16 protein-coding genes and 1 pseudogene are annotated in these 19,711 nt (G+C 63.0%); 4 read left to right on the top strand and 13 right to left on the bottom strand.

Annotation, left to right across the window (positions count from 1 at the left end):
* Positions 1-304 precede the first annotated feature (304 nt).
* The gene (locus PQG80_RS06210) at positions 305-616 is read right to left on the bottom strand and encodes a hydrolase (protein ID WP_271750355.1); all 312 of its coding nucleotides are present in this window, start codon (positions 614-616) and stop codon (positions 305-307) included.
* A 182-nt stretch (positions 617-798) separates the two neighbouring features.
* Between PQG80_RS06210 and PQG80_RS06205 the strand changes: the two genes are divergently transcribed.
* Positions 799-2,334, top strand: a complete 1,536-nt coding sequence (locus tag PQG80_RS06205; RefSeq protein WP_271750354.1) for a Ppx/GppA phosphatase family protein — start codon at positions 799-801, stop codon at positions 2,332-2,334.
* An 82-nt stretch (positions 2,335-2,416) separates the two neighbouring features.
* On the opposite strand, the gene PQG80_RS06200 is transcribed toward PQG80_RS06205, so the two are convergent.
* The 9 genes from PQG80_RS06200 to PQG80_RS06160 all read right to left on the bottom strand — a co-directional run bounded on the left by PQG80_RS06200 (position 2,417) and on the right by PQG80_RS06160 (position 14,279).
* A complete protein-coding gene (locus PQG80_RS06200) occupies positions 2,417-2,578 on the bottom strand; it encodes a mechanosensitive ion channel protein MscL (protein WP_271750352.1) in 162 nt (53 codons plus the stop codon).
* Between the two features lie 81 nt (positions 2,579-2,659).
* Positions 2,660-4,753: a polyphosphate kinase 1 gene (gene ppk1, locus PQG80_RS06195; RefSeq protein WP_271750351.1), complete on the bottom strand. Its 2,094-nt coding sequence runs from the start codon at positions 4,751-4,753 to the stop codon at positions 2,660-2,662.
* Between the two features lie 142 nt (positions 4,754-4,895).
* Positions 4,896-5,303, bottom strand: coding sequence for an FxsA family protein (locus tag PQG80_RS06190; protein WP_271750350.1), 408 nt, complete (start codon positions 5,301-5,303; stop codon positions 4,896-4,898).
* A 236-nt stretch (positions 5,304-5,539) separates the two neighbouring features.
* Positions 5,540-6,004: an acyl-CoA thioesterase gene (locus PQG80_RS06185; RefSeq protein ID WP_271750348.1), complete on the bottom strand. Its 465-nt coding sequence runs from the start codon at positions 6,002-6,004 to the stop codon at positions 5,540-5,542.
* Between the two features lie 87 nt (positions 6,005-6,091).
* The gene (gene pyk / locus PQG80_RS06180; protein WP_271750347.1) at positions 6,092-7,846 is read right to left on the bottom strand and encodes a pyruvate kinase; all 1,755 of its coding nucleotides are present in this window, start codon (positions 7,844-7,846) and stop codon (positions 6,092-6,094) included.
* A gap of 159 nt (positions 7,847-8,005) precedes the next feature.
* A complete protein-coding gene (locus PQG80_RS06175) occupies positions 8,006-8,971 on the bottom strand; it encodes an acetyl-CoA carboxylase carboxyltransferase subunit alpha (protein WP_271750346.1) in 966 nt (321 codons plus the stop codon).
* The gene (gene accD / locus PQG80_RS06170) at positions 8,961-9,848 is read right to left on the bottom strand and encodes an acetyl-CoA carboxylase, carboxyltransferase subunit beta (RefSeq protein ID WP_271750345.1); all 888 of its coding nucleotides are present in this window, start codon (positions 9,846-9,848) and stop codon (positions 8,961-8,963) included. Before accD ends, PQG80_RS06175 begins: the two co-directional genes overlap by 11 nt.
* A gap of 172 nt (positions 9,849-10,020) precedes the next feature.
* Positions 10,021-10,209: a glutamate decarboxylase gene (locus PQG80_RS06165; protein WP_271750344.1), complete on the bottom strand. Its 189-nt coding sequence runs from the start codon at positions 10,207-10,209 to the stop codon at positions 10,021-10,023.
* 284 nt (positions 10,210-10,493) lie between these two features.
* Positions 10,494-14,279, bottom strand: coding sequence for a DNA polymerase III subunit alpha (locus PQG80_RS06160; RefSeq protein ID WP_271750343.1), 3,786 nt, complete (start codon positions 14,277-14,279; stop codon positions 10,494-10,496).
* A gap of 99 nt (positions 14,280-14,378) precedes the next feature.
* On the opposite strand from PQG80_RS06160, the gene PQG80_RS06155 reads away from it, so the two are divergent.
* From PQG80_RS06155 to PQG80_RS06145, 3 genes are all read left to right on the top strand, one after another.
* On the top strand, positions 14,379-14,705 hold the full coding sequence (locus tag PQG80_RS06155; RefSeq protein WP_271750342.1) for a YtrH family sporulation protein: 327 nt from the start codon (positions 14,379-14,381) through the stop codon (positions 14,703-14,705).
* 4 nt (positions 14,706-14,709) lie between these two features.
* Positions 14,710-15,210, top strand: coding sequence for a sporulation membrane protein YtrI (locus PQG80_RS06150; RefSeq protein WP_271750341.1), 501 nt, complete (start codon positions 14,710-14,712; stop codon positions 15,208-15,210).
* 79 nt (positions 15,211-15,289) lie between these two features.
* The gene (locus PQG80_RS06145) at positions 15,290-15,604 is read left to right on the top strand and encodes a YtpI family protein (protein ID WP_271750340.1); all 315 of its coding nucleotides are present in this window, start codon (positions 15,290-15,292) and stop codon (positions 15,602-15,604) included.
* On the opposite strand, the pseudogene PQG80_RS06140 reads toward PQG80_RS06145, so the two are convergent.
* From PQG80_RS06140 to PQG80_RS06130, 3 genes and pseudogenes are all read right to left on the bottom strand, one after another.
* Positions 15,576-16,923 (bottom strand): annotated as a pseudogene (locus tag PQG80_RS06140) (DRTGG domain-containing protein). The gene PQG80_RS06145 and the pseudogene PQG80_RS06140 sit on opposite strands and share 29 nt — an antisense overlap.
* A gap of 168 nt (positions 16,924-17,091) precedes the next feature.
* Entirely contained in the window at positions 17,092-17,679 is a 588-nt protein-coding gene (locus PQG80_RS06135) for a hypothetical protein (protein ID WP_271750338.1), read from the bottom strand.
* Positions 17,680-17,827: 148 nt separating this feature from the next.
* On the bottom strand, positions 17,828-19,630 hold the full coding sequence (locus PQG80_RS06130) for an ABC transporter ATP-binding protein (protein ID WP_271750337.1): 1,803 nt from the start codon (positions 19,628-19,630) through the stop codon (positions 17,828-17,830).
* Positions 19,631-19,711: the final 81 nt, after the last annotated feature.

Genomic DNA, 19,711 nt, shown 5'->3' with positions numbered 1-19,711 from the left:
ATAACGAATCAAATAAGCGCACGATGCGCTTCGGAAATTAACGGGCCGGGCGGTTCTGACGGGCAGTCAAGCCGGCCGTCGGCCTTATCCGCGTAAACCCATATTACTTTCGGTTTTTGACGCCTCATTTAATGATAAACGATTTCAATTGCGAATGGAACCGAACGAAGCATAAAAATGCTTTATCGCATATATAGACGAATACTCTCACGGTCGCGCGCTGACGCGTCGTCGCGGCGATTCCGGGAGCTTCCCGGACCGCCGCATTTTGGGCGCTTATAGACCGCAGATCCGCCTGCCTCGTTTACATCGAATTAACGTCCATCGTCGCGATATGGCGCTTGGTCTCTTCCGTTCCCCATTCGCTCAAACGGTTATAGACTTCCTTCAAATAATAGTCGTAGCCGTCGTTCTCCGCATCGTTATGGTACTCCAGATACGGCAGGTGAGCCCGCCAATATCCGGCTTGGTCGAATTCGTCCATCGAGTCGAAGAGCTCCCGGAGCTGGACGAGTTCTTCGTCGCCGGCCTCGATCTCGAACTCGTAAGCGGCGTCACCGCGCTGCGTATTGATCGTTCTGGCCTGGACCGACACATAATAGGTTGATTTGCCCATAGGATCCTCCCTGAACTGGCTGATGTTACATGTATTGTGTCCCAGCGGTCCGCGACTTTATGCCGGCGCGACTCGGCGCCCCATAGCTGCGCTTTTGCGCGGGCCCGCGTGATGTTAGAATAGACGATAAAGTGTTCAGGGCGGCCGCCGCGTCAGCGCCAGCGCCGCCGGGGGAGGATTGTATGTCATTCACAGCCCAAACGACGGGCATGATCGATATCGGATCGAATACGGTGCGTCTGTCGGTCTATCGCGTGACGGAAGAGGGCGCTTACCGCGTCATCGATCAGGGCCGGTGGCCCGCCAGGCTGAGCCAGCGCCTGACGGGAGACGGCAGGCTGCCCGCCGAAGCCGTGTCCGAGCTCGGCGAGGTACTCCGCCACTACAAGCGGATCTGCCGCATTCACGGCGTGGAGCGCATCCGCACGGTGGCGACCGCGGCGTTGCGCCAGGCCGCGAACCGGGACCAAGCGCTGTCCGCGCTGTTCGAAGAGACGGGCCTGACCATCGAGCTGCTGCCCGGCGAGGAGGAAGCCCGGCTCGGCAGCCTTGCCATGCTAAGGACGATGAACATCGAAGACGGCTTCGTCATCGACATCGGCGGCGGCAGCACCGAGATCACCCTGCTGCGGGATCGCCGGATCGTGTCTTCGGTCTCTTTTCCTATCGGCTGCGTCAATACGTCCACGCGATTCGGGCTTGGGGAGGATCCGGTCGCCAGAACGACGCTCGACGCGATGGAATCGGACATTCGCGACAGGCTGTCCGCGCAGGAATGGATCGCGCAGCATCCCGGACTCCCGGTCATCGGGCTGGGCGGCACCGTGCGCGCGCTCGCCAAGCTGCGCCAGCGGCTGGACGAATATCCGTTCGCGAATCTGCACGGCTACGAGATTCCCGCCGAAGGACTGTCATCCGCGATCGAGCTGCTCGCGCCGCTTACGGTCGACAAGCGCCGCAAGCTCCCCGGCCTGTCCAAGGACCGGGCGGACGTCATCGTACCTGGCCTCGTCATCCTCCAAGCCGTGCTGCGCGCGTGCCGCTCCGCCCGCATCGTCGTATGCGGAGCCGGGCTCCGGGACGGCTTGTTCTACGATACCTGCCTTCCGGATCTGCGCTTGGACGGGGAAGACGCCGTCGCGGAGGAGGGCATCCGCAACTTGCTCGCCCTGTACCCGGGTGCGCCCGCGAGTCATCTCCAGCAAGTGAACCGGCTCTCGCTCGCCCTATACGATCAGCTCGCGCCGGACGTCCAACCGCCGGCCGAGGGCCGCAGGCTGCTGAGCGCGGCGTCGCGTCTGTTCAGGATCGGCGCCGTCATCGATTACAACGATTGCGCCCAGCATACGTTCTACATGCTGATGCACGCGCACTGGAACGGGATGTCCCACCGCGAGATCCTGCTCGTCGCGGCGATCGCTTCCTACCGGAACGCGAACGCGCTGAAGCGCAGCCTCGCGAATTACCGGACGCTGATCCGCGCGGGCGACGAAGAGCTCGCGGCCAAGCTGGGCATGCTGCTCCAGCTGGCTGCCGCCCTCGACCGGAGCGAATCCCAGGCGATCACCTCGCTCTCCGTATCCAAGGGCGCGAGCGGCCGCCTTCTGCTCGAGGCCGCAGCGAGCCATGCGCTGCCGGTGGAGACGACGGAAGTCCAATCGCTCGCCAAGGACTTCAAGAAATGCTGGGGTTTGACGCCGTCGCTGCGACTCGTCTAATTCTCACTCGGATCCATCGCACGCATTCTGCCGCCGCTTCATCCGGACATAAAAAAAAGGACGCCTTCGGGCTTCCTTTTTTTTAATATAAAATTCTGCGCATCACTCTTACTTCATATCCGTATTTCCCTTGCATCAGCTTCATCTGTTCGTTGATGTAGTCGTACACTTCCTTGAGCCTCGACGTATTCGGCCGGAGCGTCTCTTTGACTTCGCCGCCTACGATGATGTCGAATTCGATCATCCTCGTACCTCCTCTCCATTTCCGTCCCGCATACCTATCGTATGCCGCGAATGTTAATGGCAGATTAGGCGAAGTCGCGTTTCATATCAATTCTTTCGCGTCGGCCGCCGTTTTCCACAGCGGAATGTCGCAGGAGGCGAATTGGCTGCGGAGCGGAGCGAGGTCGTTCTCTACGCGGGCGTAGCTGCCCGACGGCAGCAGTTCCCGGGCCTTGACGTTGTCCTGCAGATTCAGCTCCAGCATGTTGCGAAGCGCAAGCCGGAGCCCCTTGTCGTATACCGGGCACAGGAGTTCCACCCTGCGGCTGAGATTGCGGGACATCCAGTCCGCGCTGGAGATATAGACCTCGTCTTCGCCGTCGGCCGATACGTACAGAATCCGAGCATGCTCCAGGAACCGGTCCACGATGCTGACGACTCTGACGTTGTCGCTAAGTCCGGGCACGCCCGGACGGAGGCAGCACACGCCGCGTACGATGAGATCGACCTTGACGCCGGCCTGGGATGCCTCGTAAAGCTTGTCGACCATAGGCTGGCTCGAGAGGGAATTGATCTTCGCGACGAGCCTGGCCGGCTTGCCCGCCTTCGCGCTGGCGATCTCGCGGTCGATTAATTCGTACAGTCTTGGGCGCAAGCCTACCGGCGCTACCGCGAACGCCCGCCAGTCATGCGGCGTCGAATAGCCCGTCATCTCGTTAAAAAGAGCGGAAGCGTCCGCGCCGATCCAGGGATGGCAGGTGAATAACCCGGCGTCCGTATAGAGCTTGGCCGTATTCTCGTTATAATTGCCCGTGCCCACGTGCACGTACCGCCGCAGCGAGCCGGCCTCCCGTCGTACGACGAGCGTGATCTTGGCATGCGTCTTCAGACCGACCAAGCCGTAAACGACATGGCAGCCCGCCCGCTCCAACTGCTTGGACCAGGCAATGTTCCGCGCCTCGTCGAACCGGGCCTTGATCTCGACGACGACCGTCACCTGCTTGCCCGACTCGGCTGCCCTCGCCAGCGCCTGGACGAGCACGGAGTTGACGCTGACCCGATACAGCGTCATCTTGATGGCGAGCACGTCGGGATCCTCGGCGGCTTCGCTGATGAAGTCGTTGACGACCTCGAACGATTCATAAGGGTGATAGACGAGGGCGTCGCCCCGCTCGCGCAGCACGGAGAGGATGTCGTCTTCGACGTCGAAGGCGGCGGGGTATACCGGCTCGATGGGCGGAAATCGCAAATGCTCCATATCCGGCAGCGAACCCGTGAACTTGGAAAGGAACGTCAAATCGAGCGGCCCGTCGATCTCGAAGATCTCCTCGTCGCCGATCTCCAGCTCCTCCATCAGCAATTCCCGGGCTTGGACGGACATTCCCTTTTCGATCTCCAGGCGTATAGGAAAACCTCTCCGCCTACGGCGCAGCTCCTTTTCCATCTCCTTGAGGAGATCTTCCGCCCCCTCCTCGTTGAGGGCGAGGTCGGCGTTGCGCGTCACGCGGAATGCGTGCACCGACTCGGTCACATAACCGCTGAACAGCTGACCGATCTGCACGCGGATCAGCTCCTCCAAGAGCAGATAAGCGTTTTTGCGGCTCCCCCGCCGCTTCGAGACCTGTACCGTTCTGGACAGGATGGAAGGCACCTGCACGATCGCAAAATAAATTCCGTTCTCATTTACGGGTCCGAGCGTCCCCTCCGGCCTTAGCACGACGGCCAAATATAGCTCCTTATTGTGCAACAAGGGAAACGGACGGCTCGTATCGACCGCCATCGGGGTGAGCACGGGATAGACGATCTCCTGAAAGTAGGCCCGCATCGCCTCTTGCTGCTCGCCGTTCAGATCCTCCCACGACGCCAGCGCGATATTTTCCTTGGACAGCAGGCGCAGCAATTCCCTGTAGGTCTTGTATTGGTGCCGAACCATGCGGCCGACGCGCTTGGACAGCCGCTTGAGCAAGCCGCCTTGCGTGTAACCCGTAAAGTCGGGCTTGTTGAATCCAGCCTTCAGCTGCTCGCGCAGTCCGGCCACGCGGACGCTCATGAACTCGTCGAGATTGCTCGATACGATCGATAGAAATTGAAAGCGTTCGAGCAGCGGGGTGCCGGCGTCCTCCGCTTCCTCCAGCACCCTCCTGTTGAATTCCGTCCAGCTTAGGTCCCGGTTGATATATTTCTGGGATCCGTGCATTCGTGTCGCTCCCCTTTTTAAATGAACGATTGCGCTGCGCGTTATCGTATGACAGTCCTATGATCATTATGTTAGAACGATGTTATCGCAGCGTCAAACGAACGTGAAGGGAATGTAAAAACGGGCGACGATAATAAACCGCTCAGAACCTTCGGAAACCGCCGCCCGTAATCCGAAATGAGCCGGACTGGACCTTTTTCGCGAGCCAACCGTACAATCCGAGCCTAAAGATCGACCGCGTCCAGGGAAACAGCAGCGCTAGACCGACAATGTCGGACAAAAAGCCGGGCACCACTAGCAGCAAGCCGCCGACGAGCACGCAAATCCCGTCCAGAATCGCATGACCTGGCATCTGCCCGGACGACAGCTGCCGGTTTGCCTCTCCCCAAACCTTTCGGCCTTCGGACTGCATGAGCAGGGCGCCGCTCACGGCGCATGCGATCAGCAGCAGAAAAGTCGGCCAGCCGCCGATCCATCGCTGCATCATATAGATGCCGGCCGTCTCGAGCAGAACGGCGGCAATAACGATCCACATCAGACGCTTAACCATGGCGTAGCTCAACCTCCGTCTTCTGTAATACGGCCGCGCGCGAAGCTGCGTTGCAGGAAGGAACTGTACAGTAAAGCGGATCAAACGCATGAATCATGCGCGTTTTAACGGTATCCCCTTTAATCAGGGAAAGGACGGGATCGTCTTCCGGGCGTTTTAACAGTATCCCCTTCGCGCAGGATCGCAGCGCTCCCTGATCGAAAGGGATATCGTTAAAACGGGACCATGCCATGCCGTTATGCTTCGGCCAGCGCCTTGAACGCAGTCCATACGTCAGGCAACTCGCGGTCCAGACGCACCGGCTTCCAATCCTTGTTAACCCACACATGCTTGGTTCTGCCCGATACGAGCAGTTCTCCGGCCGGATCGTCCCGGGACACGCGTCCGACGGACGCCGTCAGATCGCCCTTCAGCACCCGCGATTCGAATTCGATCCGCAGCGCCGTCTTGTCGGCGACGCGCGTGCAGACCGTGATCCAATCGTCGTAACGGGCAGGCTGCGCAAAGTTGACGTCAAGATGGACGAGCGGCAATAGCAGCCCCTTCGCCTCGATCGCGCGGTAGTCGCAGCCGATCCGCCTCACCCACTCCGTCCGTCCGATCTCGAACCAATTCACGTAATTCGCGTGGTAGACGACCCCCATCTGGTCGCATTCCTGGTACCGCACCCGCAGCGGATGCAGCAGCCATGCGCTTGCCATTCCCGATCCCTCCAGAGACGTGATGTAAAAGAAACGGGACGAAGCGGAGCAATCTCTCTCCGGCTGTCGTCCCGCTTGTCCTATTAATTACAGTACTTTGGCTTGTCCGGTGTAGATGACGCCGTGCTCCGCGTACAGCGTGATCTCCATGCCGTCGTGCAGCAGCTGCGTCGCGTTCTCGACGCCGATGATGACCGGGATGCCGAGGTTGAGGCCGACGACCGCCGTATGCGACGTGATGCCGCCCGTCTCGGTGATGACCGCAGCGGCTTGCTGGATCGCAGGCATGTATTCCTTGTCCGTCGCCGGGGTGACGAGGATGGCGCCCTCGGTCATCTTGCGCACGGCTTCGTCCGGCGACGTGGCGACGACGACGCGGCCGGTCGCGCTCTGCGAGCCGATGCCTTGTCCCTTCGCGATCAGCTCGCCGATGTTGTGGATCTTGATCAGGTTAGTCGTGCCGGAACGGCCGACCGGTACGCCAGCCGTGATGATGACCGTGTCGCCGAGACGCACGATGCCGGAGTGGATCGCGCCTTGAACGGCGATATCCACCATCTCGTCGATCGTCGAGGCGGACTTGCCGTCTACCGTGATGACGCCCCATACGAGTTGCAGGCGACGGCGTACCTGCTCAACCGGCGTTACCGCGATGATCGGGGACTTGGGACGGTACTTGGACACCATCCGCGCCGTGTAGCCGCTCTCCGTAGAGGTGACGATCGCCTTGGCGTTCAGGTCCAGCGACGAGTTGGCCACCGCTTGGCTGATCGCCTCGGTCACGGTCGTCTGTTGCGCTTCGGCCTGCTTGGTGAAAATCTCGCGATAGCGAAGGGCGGACTCGGCGCGCTCGGCGATGCGGGACATCGTCTGCACCGACTCGACCGGATACTTGCCCGCCGCGGTCTCGCCCGACAGCATGATGGCGTCGGTGCCGTCGAAGATCGCGTTGGCGACGTCCGACGCTTCGGCGCGCGTCGGACGCGGGTTGCGCTGCATCGAGTCGAGCATCTGGGTCGCCGTGATGACCGGCTTGCCGACGCGGTTGCACTTTTCGATCATTTGCTTTTGCACGAGCGGCACTTCTTCGGCCGGGATCTCGACGCCGAGGTCGCCGCGCGCGACCATGAGGCCGTCGGACACTTCGAGGATCTCGTCGAGGTTGTCCACGCCCTGCTGATTCTCGATCTTGGAGATGATCTGGATGTAGCGCGCGTCATGCTTCTCGAGCAGCTCGCGGATCTCCAGCACGTCGCTCGCGCGGCGGACGAAGGATGCGGCGATGAAGTCGACGCCCTGCTCGATGCCGAAGCGAATGTCGTTGGCGTCCTTCTCGGTGATGCCCGGCATGGAGATGGCGACGCCAGGCACGTTGACGCCCTTCTTGCTCTTGATCGGGCCGCTGTTCACGATCTGGCACTTGATCTCGGTGCCTTCGACCTTGACGACCGTCAGACCGATGAGGCCGTCGTCGATCAGGATCGTGGAGCCGACGTGCACGTCGCCCGGCAGGTCCTTATAGGTAACCGGAATGCGATCGCGGTCGCCGAGGATCTCTTCGGTCGTGAGCGTGATATGCTCTCCGGCTACGAGCTCGATCGGCTCTTCCTTGAGCTTGCCTAGACGGATCTCGGGACCTTTGGTGTCGAGCAGGATCGCGACCGTCTTGCCGAGCTCCTCGCAGGCTTGACGGATGTTCTTGATGCGGTTGCCGTGCTCCTCGAAGTCGCCGTGGGAGAAGTTCAGGCGGGCGACGTTCATGCCGGCGTTGATCAGTTTCTTCGTATTTTCCAGCGACTCGCTGGATGGGCCGATCGTACAGACGATTTTCGTTTTGCGCATAATTAGTGTTACCTCCATTGGATGTCGGGCGGACGGATCTTGCCGTATACCACCGATTGTGCCCGCCCGGCGGCCGATTCAGACGCCGGGAGCGGCTTTGTAACCGTTAAAAATCATGCCGAACGCCCGTCCGAGTACCGGAAGGGCGCGTGGCCTTGCTCATACCAACTCGGGCGCGGCGAACTTGCCTACGCTGCGGAACTTGCGGTACCGGTCTTCCACGAGCGCTTCCGGCGTCATCGCGGACAGTTCCTCCAGGTGGCGCCAGATCGACGTCTTGACGGCCTGGGCCGTCACGGCCGGATCCATGTGCGCGCCGCCCTTGGGCTCGGGGACGATCTCTTCGATGATGCCGAAGCCGAGCAGGTCCTTGGCCGTGATCTTCATCGCCTCGGCGGCCTGGTCGGCCTTGGAGGCGTCCTTCCAGAGAATCGAGGCCGCGCCGTTCGGCGAGATGACGGAGTAGATCGCGTTCTCCAGCATCAGGACGCGATTGCCGACGCCCAGCGCCAGCGCGCCGCCGCTCCCGCCCTCTCCGATGACGACGCAGATGACGGGCACCCGCAGCAGCGCCATCTCCTTGAGGTTGCGGGCGATCGCTTCGGATTGTCCCCTCGCCTCCGCCGAGTCGCCGGGATAGGCGCCCTTGGTGTCGATGAAGGTGATGATGGGACGACCGAACTTATTGGCCTGCTGCATGAAGCGCAGCGCCTTGCGAAAGCCCTCGGGATGCGGGCTGCCGAAGAACCGCTGAATGTTGTCCTTGGTATCCTTACCCCGCTGGTGGCCGACTACCGTCACCGGCATGCCGTTAAGCTTCGCGATGCCGCCGACGATCGCCAGATCGTCCCCGTACAGCCGGTCGCCGTGCAGCTCGATGAAGTCTTCGAATATCTCATTGATATAATCGAGCGTGGTCGGCCTGGAATGCACGCGGGCCAGATGCATGATCTGAGCGCCGGACAGGTTGCTGTATATCTCGTCCTCGAGCTTCTTGTAGGCTTCTTCGAGCCGGGCGATCTCTTCGCTGAAGTCGATCTTCTGCTCGACGCCGACCTTCTTGAGGTGGTCGATCTTGCGTCGCTGCTCGGACAGCGGGCCTTCGAAGGGCAGCTTATTGTCCATCTGAAGAACCTCCTACGCCGTGCATTTCAAGCAGCTTCGCCAGGAATGCCTTCATGTCTTTGCGGTGTACGACCTTGTCCAGCTGGCCGTGCTTGAGATTGAACTCGGCCGTCTGGAAGTTGTCGGGGAGCTTCTGCCGGATCGTCTGTTCGATGACGATGCGGCCCGCGAAGCCGACGATCGCGCCCGGTTCGGCCAGAATATAATCGCCGAGGCTCGCGAAGCTGGCGGACACGCCGCCGAGCGTCGGATCGGTGAAGACGGAGATGAACAATCCGCCCTGCTCCTGGAACCTGGCGAGCGCGGCGCTCGTCTTGGCCATCTGCATCAGGCTCAGGATGCTCTCCTGCATCCGGGCGCCGCCCGAAGTCGAGAACAACAGCAGCGGCAGCTTCTTCTCCGCGGCCAGCTCAATGGCGCGCGTCACCTTTTCCCCGACGACCGAGCCCATGCTGCCGCTGAAAAAGTCGAAGCTCATCACGCCGACGACGACCGGGATGCCCCCGATCTCGCCTTCACCCGTGACGACCGCGTCCTTCAGGCCGGAGCTCGCCTTCTGCTGCTCCAGCTTGGCCTTGTAGCCCGGGAACTCGAGCGGATCCTCGGAGGTGAGGTCGGCATCGATCTCAAAAAAACGCCCGTCGTCGAGCGTCATCGCGATGCGCTCCAGGGCGTTAAGCCGCGAATGGTGACCGCAGGTGGAGCACACCTTGAGGTTCTTCTCCCATTCCTTGCTGAACTGGATGTTGCCGCACTTGGGGCAGCGGTTCATCAGCCCTTCGGGAATCTCGCGCTTGGGACGCTCCCCGGCCGCTGGGGCCTGAGAGACGGAAGGAACGGTAGCATATTTCTTCTTCTGGAATAAATCCTTAAACACAGCGACACCTCACAAGGCGCAAAAATGGCGGTCCCGCCGGCGGCGGGCGATGCTCCGCGCGGGAAAGACCCGTACGGAGGGAACGCGGCCCGCGCGGACGAAATCCGCAGCTATCAGGCGCGACATGCATAGGACGATCCGACCCGCGAAGGACGGCAATCTGCCGCATGAGTCACATATGCAATATACTGCCGAGCACTTCTTGTACTTCCTGCACTTCACCGGAAGGCACCAATATCTCGTACTGCGGCTTGGTCAGATTGATCGCCCGGACCCGAACGAGGAAGCCCTCGCCCTCCAGCCGATTCTGAATCCGCTCCGCAATCTTGGCGGTCGGCGCAATATAAATGACCGTCCACATGACGCGGTACCTCCAAAGGTGATCGATTCTACAATAAGGAAATGATAGCATACAAAGATCGGGACTAGCAACCGTGCGCAGCGGCGACGGCGGCGGCCGCGCGCGGCGGCGAGGCCTAACCGGACGCGGTGGACCTGGCGGAAATCGCGTTAATTTCCGCTTGCGGCGCGGCTTTGAAGCAAGATGGCTTAACCGCCGGGCCGAGCCTTGGTCGCGCCGAATAAAAATTCGCGCAGTCGCCGGAACGCCGCCGCGCGGGAAGCGGTGCGCGGGAAGCCCGGCTTCTACTTCACCCGGGCGGTACCCGCTCCGAGCAAGCTCTCGACCGCTGCTGTCAACTCGGGCGAGGGATGGACGCGATACGCGTCGTTCAGCGCCATTGTTCTGCGCTCGCGCTCGTAGAAGAGGACCGTCGCCAGCGGACCGGCGTGCGCGGACAGCAGCGCTTTCAGGTCCCGGAGCACGGACGGCGCCTCGTGTCCGGTGTCGATGCGCACGTAGAAGCGCTGCGCGGGCTCCGCCGCAGCGAGAGACTCGGTCTCCGCTCCCTTGGCCCGGACCGCGCCGGCCGCGGCGGCTATCCTCGCCATGTCGGGGGCCGCGGCCGGCTTGACGACCGACGTCGTCCTCCGCGTGCCCTCCGCAGCCGGTACGGGCGGCTGCGCGGCCGCACGGCCAGCACGCGGCGCGTCCGCACCGGCCGCGGGCCGCGCGCCCCGGTAGCCGCCGGAGCCGCCGCCTCTGCGCATGCGGGCCGCCTCGCGGCGCAGCGTGTCCGCCGACAGCGGCACGAGCTCGTCCGCCAGCAGCTTGAAGTCCTCGTCGCCCTGCTGGAGCTTGGCCCGCAGGAGTACGAGCGCCCCTTTCCCCGCGAAGGCAGCCGCCGTCTTCCACACGGAAGGGAAGACGACGAGCTCCGCGCCCATGATCCGGTCCTCCAGCTCCAGGAAGGCCATCGCCTGCCCGCTCTTGGCCACGATCGGCTTGAGCGAGACGACCATGCCCGCCGTGACGACCTGGGTCCCGTCCTCGGCTTCCGTCAGATCGGCAAGCCGATCCAGGCCCGCCTCCTCCCACAGCCCGTCGAAGGCGTCCAGCGGATGCCCCGAGAGATACAGTCCGAGCAGCTCCCGCTCCAGCTCGAGCGTCTGGGTCGACGTGTACGGCGACACGTCCGGCAGGTCGACTTCCCAATTCGGCGCGTCGCCGAGGTCGAACAGCTCCAGTTGCAGCTCTTCCTTTTCCTTGCGCCAGACCGCGGCCGCCTCGACCGACTCGTCGAGCGCGGCGAGCAGCTGCGCACGGTGTCCCGGCAGCGCGTCGAGCGCGCCGCACAGCAGGAGCGACTCGAGCACGCGCTTGTTGCAGGCGCGCGGATCCACCCGCCTGCACAGATCGGACAGGTTCTCGAACGGCCTGTCGGCCCGCTCCTTCATGATGCTCTCGATCGCCTGCGTCCCGACGTTCTTGACGGCGGCGAGGCCGAAACGGATGGCGTTGAACGCCATCGCAGGGTCCCCGTCCGCCGCATCGCCGACGTCAGCGGGAGCGGCCCCAGCGCCGCCGGTGCGCACCGGCGTGAAGAGCACCTTGCTCTCGTTCACGTCCGGCGGCAGCACGGGGATGCCCATGCGCCGGCACTCGTCGACGTACTCGGCTGTCTTGCGCTGGTTGCCGATGATCGAGGTGAGCATGGAGGCCATGAACGGAACGGGATAGTGCGCCTTGAGATACGCCGTCTGAAACGCGAGCACGCCGTAAGCCGCCGCGTGCGCCCGCGGGAACCCGTAATCCGCGAAGCGCAGGATCATGTCGTATACCCGGTTCGCTTCTTCTTCCGTATATCCTTGCCCCGCGCTCCCCTTCACGAAGTGCGCGCGCTGCTCGTCGAGAATCTCGCGCTTTTTCTTGCCGACCGCGCGCCGCAGCAGGTCCGCCTCGCCGAGCGAGAAGCCCGCCATCGCGGAGGCGATCTGCATGATCTGCTCCTGGTAGACGATGATGCCGTACGTGTCGCGCAGGATCGGCTCGAGATCCGGATGCGGGTACTCGGCCGCCACCTCGCCGTGCATCGTCTTGATGAACTGCGGAATGAAGTCCATCGGGCCGGGACGATACAGCGCCACGACGGAGACGATGTCCTCGAACGACCGGGGCTTCATGTCGCGCAGCACCCGGCGCACGCCCGCGGACTCCATCTGGAACACGCCGGTCGTGTCGCCCCGTCCGAGCAGCGCGTACGTGGCGGGATCGTCGTACGGAATGTCCTCCCACCGCAGCGCCTTGCCCGTCGATTCCAGCACGCTCTGCATCGCGCGCTCGATGATGGACAGGTTGCGCAGGCCGAGGAAGTCCATCTTGAGCAGGCCGACCGCCTCCAGATGCTCCATCGAATACTGCGTCAGAGGCACGCCGTCCGTGCCCTCCTGGAGCGGCACGTAGTCCGTGAGCGGCTCGGAGGAGATCACGACGCCCGCCGCGTGGGTCGACGCGTGGCGGGGCATGCCCTCCGCGCGCCTGGCCATCGCGATGAGGTCCGCGATCGGCCCGCCCTTCTCCGTCAAGGCGCGGAAGTCCGGGTTGTCCCGGGCGGCGCGCGCGATGGACATGCCGGGTATGCCGGGGATGAGCTTGGCCGCCCGATCTACGTCTCCGTACGGCAGGTTCAGGACCCGGCCGACGTCGCGAACCGCCGCGCGCGCGGCGAGCGTGCCGAACGTGATGATCTGCGCCACGTGTCCGCTGCCGTACTTGGCTGCGACGTAGCGGATGACCTCGTCCCGGCGCTCGTCGCTGAAGTCGATGTCGATATCGGGCATGCTCACGCGCTCAGGGTTCAGGAAGCGCTCGAACAGCAGCTTGTGCCTCAGCGGATCCACGTCCGTGATGCGCAGGCTGTAGGCGACGATGCTGCCCGCCGACGAGCCCCGCCCCGGACCCGTGGCGATCCCCTGCTCGCGCGCGAAGCGGATGAAGTCCCAGACGATCAGGAAGTAGTCGCTGAAGCCCATCCGGGCGATGACGTCGAGCTCGTACCGCAGCCGCGCCTCCGCTTCGGCCCAGCGCGCTCCGGCGCCTGCTGGCGTGCCGGATATGCCGGACACGCCGGATTCGCCTTCGCTGACGATCGCCCCGCCGCCGTACCGTACCCGCAGGCCGGCCAGGCACAGCTCCTCCAGATAAGTCTCCGCCGTATGCCCCTCCGGAACCGGCGAGAACTTCGGCAGGATATGCGCCCCCAGCTCCAGCTCGAGCTCGCAGCGATCCGCGATCAGCGCCGTATTGGCCACCGCCTCCGGCCGGTGGCGGAACAGCGCGGACATCTCCTCCCCACTCTTCATGTACAGCTGGGAAGTGCCGATCCGGAACCGGTCCTGGTCGTCCACCGTCTTGCCGGTGCCGATGCAGATGAGCACGTCCTGCAGGACGTGGTCCTCCTCGTTCAGATAATGCGAATCGTTGGTCGCCGCCAGCGGAATGCCGAGCTCGTCGGCGAGCCTGAGCACGCCGGCCGTGATGCGCTTCTGGTCGGTCAGGCCGTGGTCCTGGATCTCGAGAAAGTAATCGTCGCCGAACAGCTCCCGGTAGCGCAGCGCCGTCTCCCGGGCCTCCGCGTCGCGTCCCTGTAGCAGATGCTGGGACAGCTCGCTGCTCATGCAGCCGCTCAGGCAGACGAGTCCCTCCGCATGCCGCGACAGCGCCTCGAAGTCGATGCGCGGGCGATAGTGGAAGCCCTCGAGGTGCCCGATGGAGCTCAGCTTCATCAGATTGCGGTAGCCGGCGGCATTCTTGGCAAGCAGCGTCAGGTGGTAGATCGGCTGGTCGCGGCGCGAGGCCTTCTCCAGGCGGGAGCCGGCGGCGACGTACGCCTCCATCCCGACGATCGGCTTGATCCCCCGCTCGCGGCAGGCCTTGTAAAAAGGAATCGCCCCGTACATGACCCCGTGGTCGGTCAGCGCCAGCGCCTTCATGCCCAGCTCCGCGGCCCGCGCCGTCATGTCCTTGATGCGCGAAGCCCCGTCCAGCAGGCTGTACTCGCTGTGATTATGCAGATGGACGAATCCGCACATCGCCATCCCTCCCCGTGTTCCCGTTTTTGTTCCCATTAATCGAATTGTATCATATCGGAGCGGGCACGTCCCATACATATAAGCATGGGAGGGATGGACATGAACCGCGTCTATGCGCATGCGGTGCTAGACTTCTGCATCGCCTTCGGCGTCGTGCTCGGCGGGGCGATGCTGGCCGGCATGGCGGCGCTGTTCCTCTGGCGCCCGCCGGCCGAGACGGTGCTGGAGATCGCGAGCAGAATCAAGATATGGGCGGTCGTCGTCGCGGTGGGCGGCTCGATCGATCCGATCCGCGTGATCGAAGCGAACGTGCTGGAGGGGTATCTGTCGCCGGCGGTCCAGCAGATCGGATATATCGTCTGCGCGTTTCTCGGCGCGCATCTGGCTACGGAACTGGTGCAATGGATGTGCAGGAACCCGGGGTGAGACGATGAGGGTACCTGTATTCGCGAAGTACGGACGGGGCATGCAGGCGGCGGCGTTTTTCCTGTGCGGGATGCTCGTAGGCGCCGCGGTGTACAGCGCGCTCGTCCTCGACCAGACGAACCGGATCGTGCTGAACAATTACGAGCTGAAGGAGCAGGCGGAGCTGGCCGAACAGCAGGCGAGGCAAAAGGAGAAGCCGAGCGCGGGCGAGACGGTGATCTCGAGCATCGTCCTCTACGTCAACGAAGCTGCGGGACGGGAGCCGCTCGACGCCGTCACCGAGAGCGCGCTGAAGGAGAAGCTGCTGGCGAGCCTGAAGCGGAGCTTCGTCGGGCGGAAAATATACGACATCGGATCCGATGCGGCGCTCGCCCGCGGACTGCTCAACGGCGCGGTCTATCCGGATATCGAGAAAAAGGATTATACCGTGCAGATCCGCACGGTGCTGGCGGCGGACGGCCGCCTGACGGTATGGGCGGAGGCGGCGCCGCTGCTCAGGCGCTGAGCGCCGGCGGCATTCATCCGTCAGGGGGAAATATGATACAATGGGGGACAATTCCGCTTAACCGAAGGAGCTGCCCCTCTTGTCCAATCTAGAAACGGTCCTGTCCTGGATCTTCGGCGTCGCCATCCTCGCGTCCCTGATCCTGTCCGTCGGCTTCAGCATCCGCTCGCGGCGAAGCGCCGATCCGACGCAGCGAGGCCTGCTGGCCGCGCGAATGAACATCTGCCTCGGCGTCATGCTGATCGCGCTGGCGCTGCTGCAGATGTTCATTTACAGCGGTTCGACGCTCCGCGTCATCGTCGGCTCCGCTTTCCTCGTGCTCGGCATTTTCAACCTGTTCGCCGGCTTGCGCAATCACGCCTTCTTCACGAAGCGTCAATCGTCTGCGCGGTGATCATCGCCTTCGCCATGACCTCGCCGTCCGCCAGCGCGGCGGTGACCTCCAGCTTGAGGTGGCGGCGGCTCGCCTCGATCAGATGCGGCCGGATGGCGAGCTGCGCGTCGATCGGGATCGTCCTGAGGTAATACACCGTCATATTCTCGACGATATGCTCGTGCCGGCCGAGCTCGGAGGCCGTTCTGGCAACCGCTTGCTGCATGAGCATCGTCAGCACGCCCTCGGACAGCGTGCCTAGCGCTCCCGACATCTGGGGCGTCACGAGGCCCGTGAACGACTGGCGTCCCTCCGCGTCCCGTTCCTCGGAGAAGCCCGCCCATACGAGCGCGTCGAACGTCTCCCCGAGCTGCTCGGGGCGGTTCGCGAACTGCATCGCCCGCAGCAGCTCGGCGCGGCTGACGGCGCCCGCGAGCTTGCGCTGGCGGTCGATGACGGGCAGCAGCTCGATGCCCTCCGTCACCATCCGGTGCGCGGCCGACGCGATCGGCGTATTCATCGTGAACCGTCATCGGCCTGCGCGTCATGATCTTGTCCACCGACTGGTCCGCCGGACAGCCCACGACGTCCTTGGACGTCACCATGCCGACGACGCGATTCCACTCGTCGACGACGGGAAAGCGCGTGTATCCCGTGTCCGCGCTCGTCTTGAGGAAGTCAGCCACGGTCGAGGACTGCTTGAGCGAGCCGACCTTCGCGGTCGGCTCGACGAGGTCGGCGATCATCATGATCTTGCGCTTGATAAGCCGGTCGTACATCGCCCGGTTGATCATCGAAGCGACCGTGAACGTATCGTGCTTGCAGGTCAGGATGGGGAGCTGGCGGTCGTCCGCCAGCTCCTTGACGTCTTCGCTCGTCCCGAAGCCCCCCGTGACGAGCACGCCCGCCCCGTGCGCGAGCGCGATCCGGTGCGCGCCCTCGCGGTTGCCGACGATAAGCAGGCTCCCCGCGTCGATATAGCCCGTCATCTCGTCCAGCTCCATCGCGCCGATGACGAGCTTATGAAGCGTCTTGTCCAAGCCTTCGCCGCCGCCCAGCAGGCTGCCCTGCACGATCTCCAGCACCTCGGCGAACGTGAGCTGCTCGGGGTGGCTGCGCCGCTTGCGCCCGACCCGCACCGTGCCGATCCGTTCCTTGGTGCTGACGTAACCGGCCAAGCCGGCCTCCTTGAGCGCCCGGTAGGCCGTTCCCTCCGATACTTCCCTGTCCTTCGCCATCTGCCGTACGGAGATGCGCGTGCCGATCGGCAGATTTCTTATGTATTCGAGCAGCTGCTCGTGCTTGGTCAGTTCATCCCCGGCTTTATCGTTGCCCGCCATTCGCGACGCCTCTTTTCATACGCTCGTATCACTATCTAGCCCTCAATGTAGCATAGCCCCGCAGCCGAGTCGAGTCGAGCAGCACCACGGCCGCATCGCGCCGAAAAAAGCCGCTCAGGCGTCCTGAGCAGCCTTGTCCCGGCGGCGTCGAATGTCCGTCTCCGTCCGTTAGAATAATAACGCCCAGAATAGCGAAAACAGAACGACGTAGGCCGCGACGGAGAGCGTCACCGCGACGAAGGAATCCCGCCGCTCTACCTCGTGCAGCTCCAGCGCATGGATGACCAGCAGCAGCAGGCTGAGCAGCAGAAGCCCTCCGGTCAGCGCGAGCGATAGTTTGACGGACAGAAACGCGACGACGGACGATACCAGGTAGCCCGCGCCGAACATCAGCTGCGAGCCCCCTTGATGCGTGACGATCTCGATCCAAGACCGCTTGCGCCGGCCGAGCCGGTTGCCTACGGCCGATAGGGAAGCGGTCACGCACAACAGCGACAGCAGCCCGAGCAGCAGCAGCTTGAACGCCAGCGCCGCGCTGAACAGGCCGCCCATGAACAGCGTGGAGAAAAAAGAAAGCCCGTGCTCCACCCGGTTCTGGACCGCCAGCACCCATACATAAAACCCGACCACGGAAGCCGCGGCCCCGATCAGGCCGATCGGCAGGTCCTCGGCGCCTCGCAGCGCGAGCGCCGCCGACGGATTGCGCAGCAAGGCCAGCAACAGCCGCGGGTTCGCGGAGAATCGCTCCCGGCTCATTTTCGAAAACCTCCCTCATGCGATCAAAATTCGCTGCTCCCCCTTTTCGACGCAGACCGCAGGATTCCCTTTATCCCGTTCGCTCAAAAAAACCGCCCTCCGAATATCGGAAGGCGGCTGATGGGCCGTTAACGCGCCGCGGCGGCAATCAGGCCTGCAGCTGCTTCAGTTGATAGAACTCTCCGCCCTTGGCCATCAGCTCGTCGTAAGTGCCGATCTCAGCCACCTGGCCGCGCTTCATGACGACGATGCGATCGGCGTCCCGTATGGTCGACAGCCTGTGCGCCACGATAAACGTCGTGCGGTTCTGGATCAGCTTCTGCATCGCCTGCTGCACGAAGTATTCGGACTCGTTGTCCAGCGCCGAGGTCGCCTCGTCGAGCAGAATAATGCTCGGATCGCGGACGAGCGCCCGCGCGATGGCGATCCGCTGCCGCTGGCCGCCGGACAGCTTGCCGCCGTGTTCGCCGACCGCCGTGTCGAGCCCCTGAGGCAGCTGCGCGATGACGTCCTGCAGGTAGGTCATCCGGATGACCTCGTCCAGCCGCTCGTCGCTGACGGACGGGAGTCCGTACGTAATATTCTCGCGGATCGTGCCGGAGAAGAGCACCGTGCTCTGGTGAACGACGGCGATCCGCGACCGGTAGGCCGTCATGTCCAGCTCGTCCATCGGCACCCCGTCGATCGTCACCTCGCCCGTCGTCGGCCGGCTGAAGCCGATCGCCAGATTAAGCACGGTGGACTTGCCCGCCCCGGAGGCGCCGACCAGCGCGATGCATTCGCCCGCCTTCACGCGCAGGTCGAAGCCGTTCAGAACGTGCCGATCCGAGTTCGGGTAACCGAAGCTCACGTCGCGGAAGTCGAATTCGCCCCGGACCTCGTCGAGCTTGCGCTTGCCCTGGTACTCCTCGGTGTCCTGCGAGAGCAGGATTTCCGTGACCGAATAGATGGATTCGAAGCCCTTGGCGATGTTCGGATAGATGTTGATGAGCTGCGTGATCGCGCCCAATATCATGGCGAAGAACGATTGGTACAGCACGATGTCCCCGACGGGAATCTCTCCGCGGAACGCCAGCAGCACGGTAAACGCGAGACAGAGCACCTGGAACGTCTGGAACGTAACCCAGGCAGCCGAGCCAAAGTAGGCCTCTACGATATCCAGCTTGTAGCCTTTGGAACGCAGCTTGCTCAAGGTGCTGTCGATCTTGTTGATCTCGGTCTCCTGCAGGCCGTGGGCGCGCGTGACCGGCATCATGCCGACCATTTCCGACACCTGGCCCGACATCGATTCGATCTGCTTGCGGAAGTCGCTGTTCGTGCGCTGTATTTTTTTGCGGAAAAAAGTCACCATCGCGACGCCGGCCGGAATCGTGAGCAGGAAGAACAGCATGACCGTCCAGCTCTTGCCCGCCGTGATCGCGACCGCCACCACGACGCTGACGATCGCCGGCAACACCGACAGCATCATCTGCCGCGACAGGAATTCGATCGCCTCCACGTCCCGCAGCACCTTGGACTGCAGACGTCCGGCCGCCAGCTCTCCGTGCGCGGACATCGACAGACGCTGCAGCTTGCGCACGAGCGTGCTTCGCAGGCTGGCCTCGACATAACGCACGGCCTTGCTCATGTAGCTGATGTGCAGCACCTGCGTCGGGATGTTCTGCACGATGACGACGAACAGGATGCCGATATTCCACCATAGCGAGCTCGTGGCGTACTTCTCGGGTTTGGTCGCCATATTGATCAGGTTGGCCGTGACGATCGGGAGCACGTAGACCGGCGAATGCTTGATCAGAAAAAAGAAAGCCGACCAGAACAGCTTGATCCAATGGTCTTTATATAGAAGATACAGAATTCTCGAAGGGCGCCGGTCCGTCAACGCTTCGTTTTCGAACAGATGCTCCAGTCCGTACGAGGTCGGCTCCGACTTCGGGACGGCGGCGGTACTCATTTGCGAACACTCCTTTGAACAAGCTTGTAAACGCGTGTTCACCAATTCAATAACTTCCTTATTTTCAAGCATTCCGATCCA

Source organism: Cohnella rhizoplanae (genome assembly GCF_948329515.1).
In the GTDB taxonomy this organism is placed as follows: domain Bacteria; phylum Bacillota; class Bacilli; order Paenibacillales; family Paenibacillaceae; genus Cohnella; species Cohnella rhizoplanae.
This window is presented reverse-complemented; position numbering and strand designations above follow the sequence as displayed.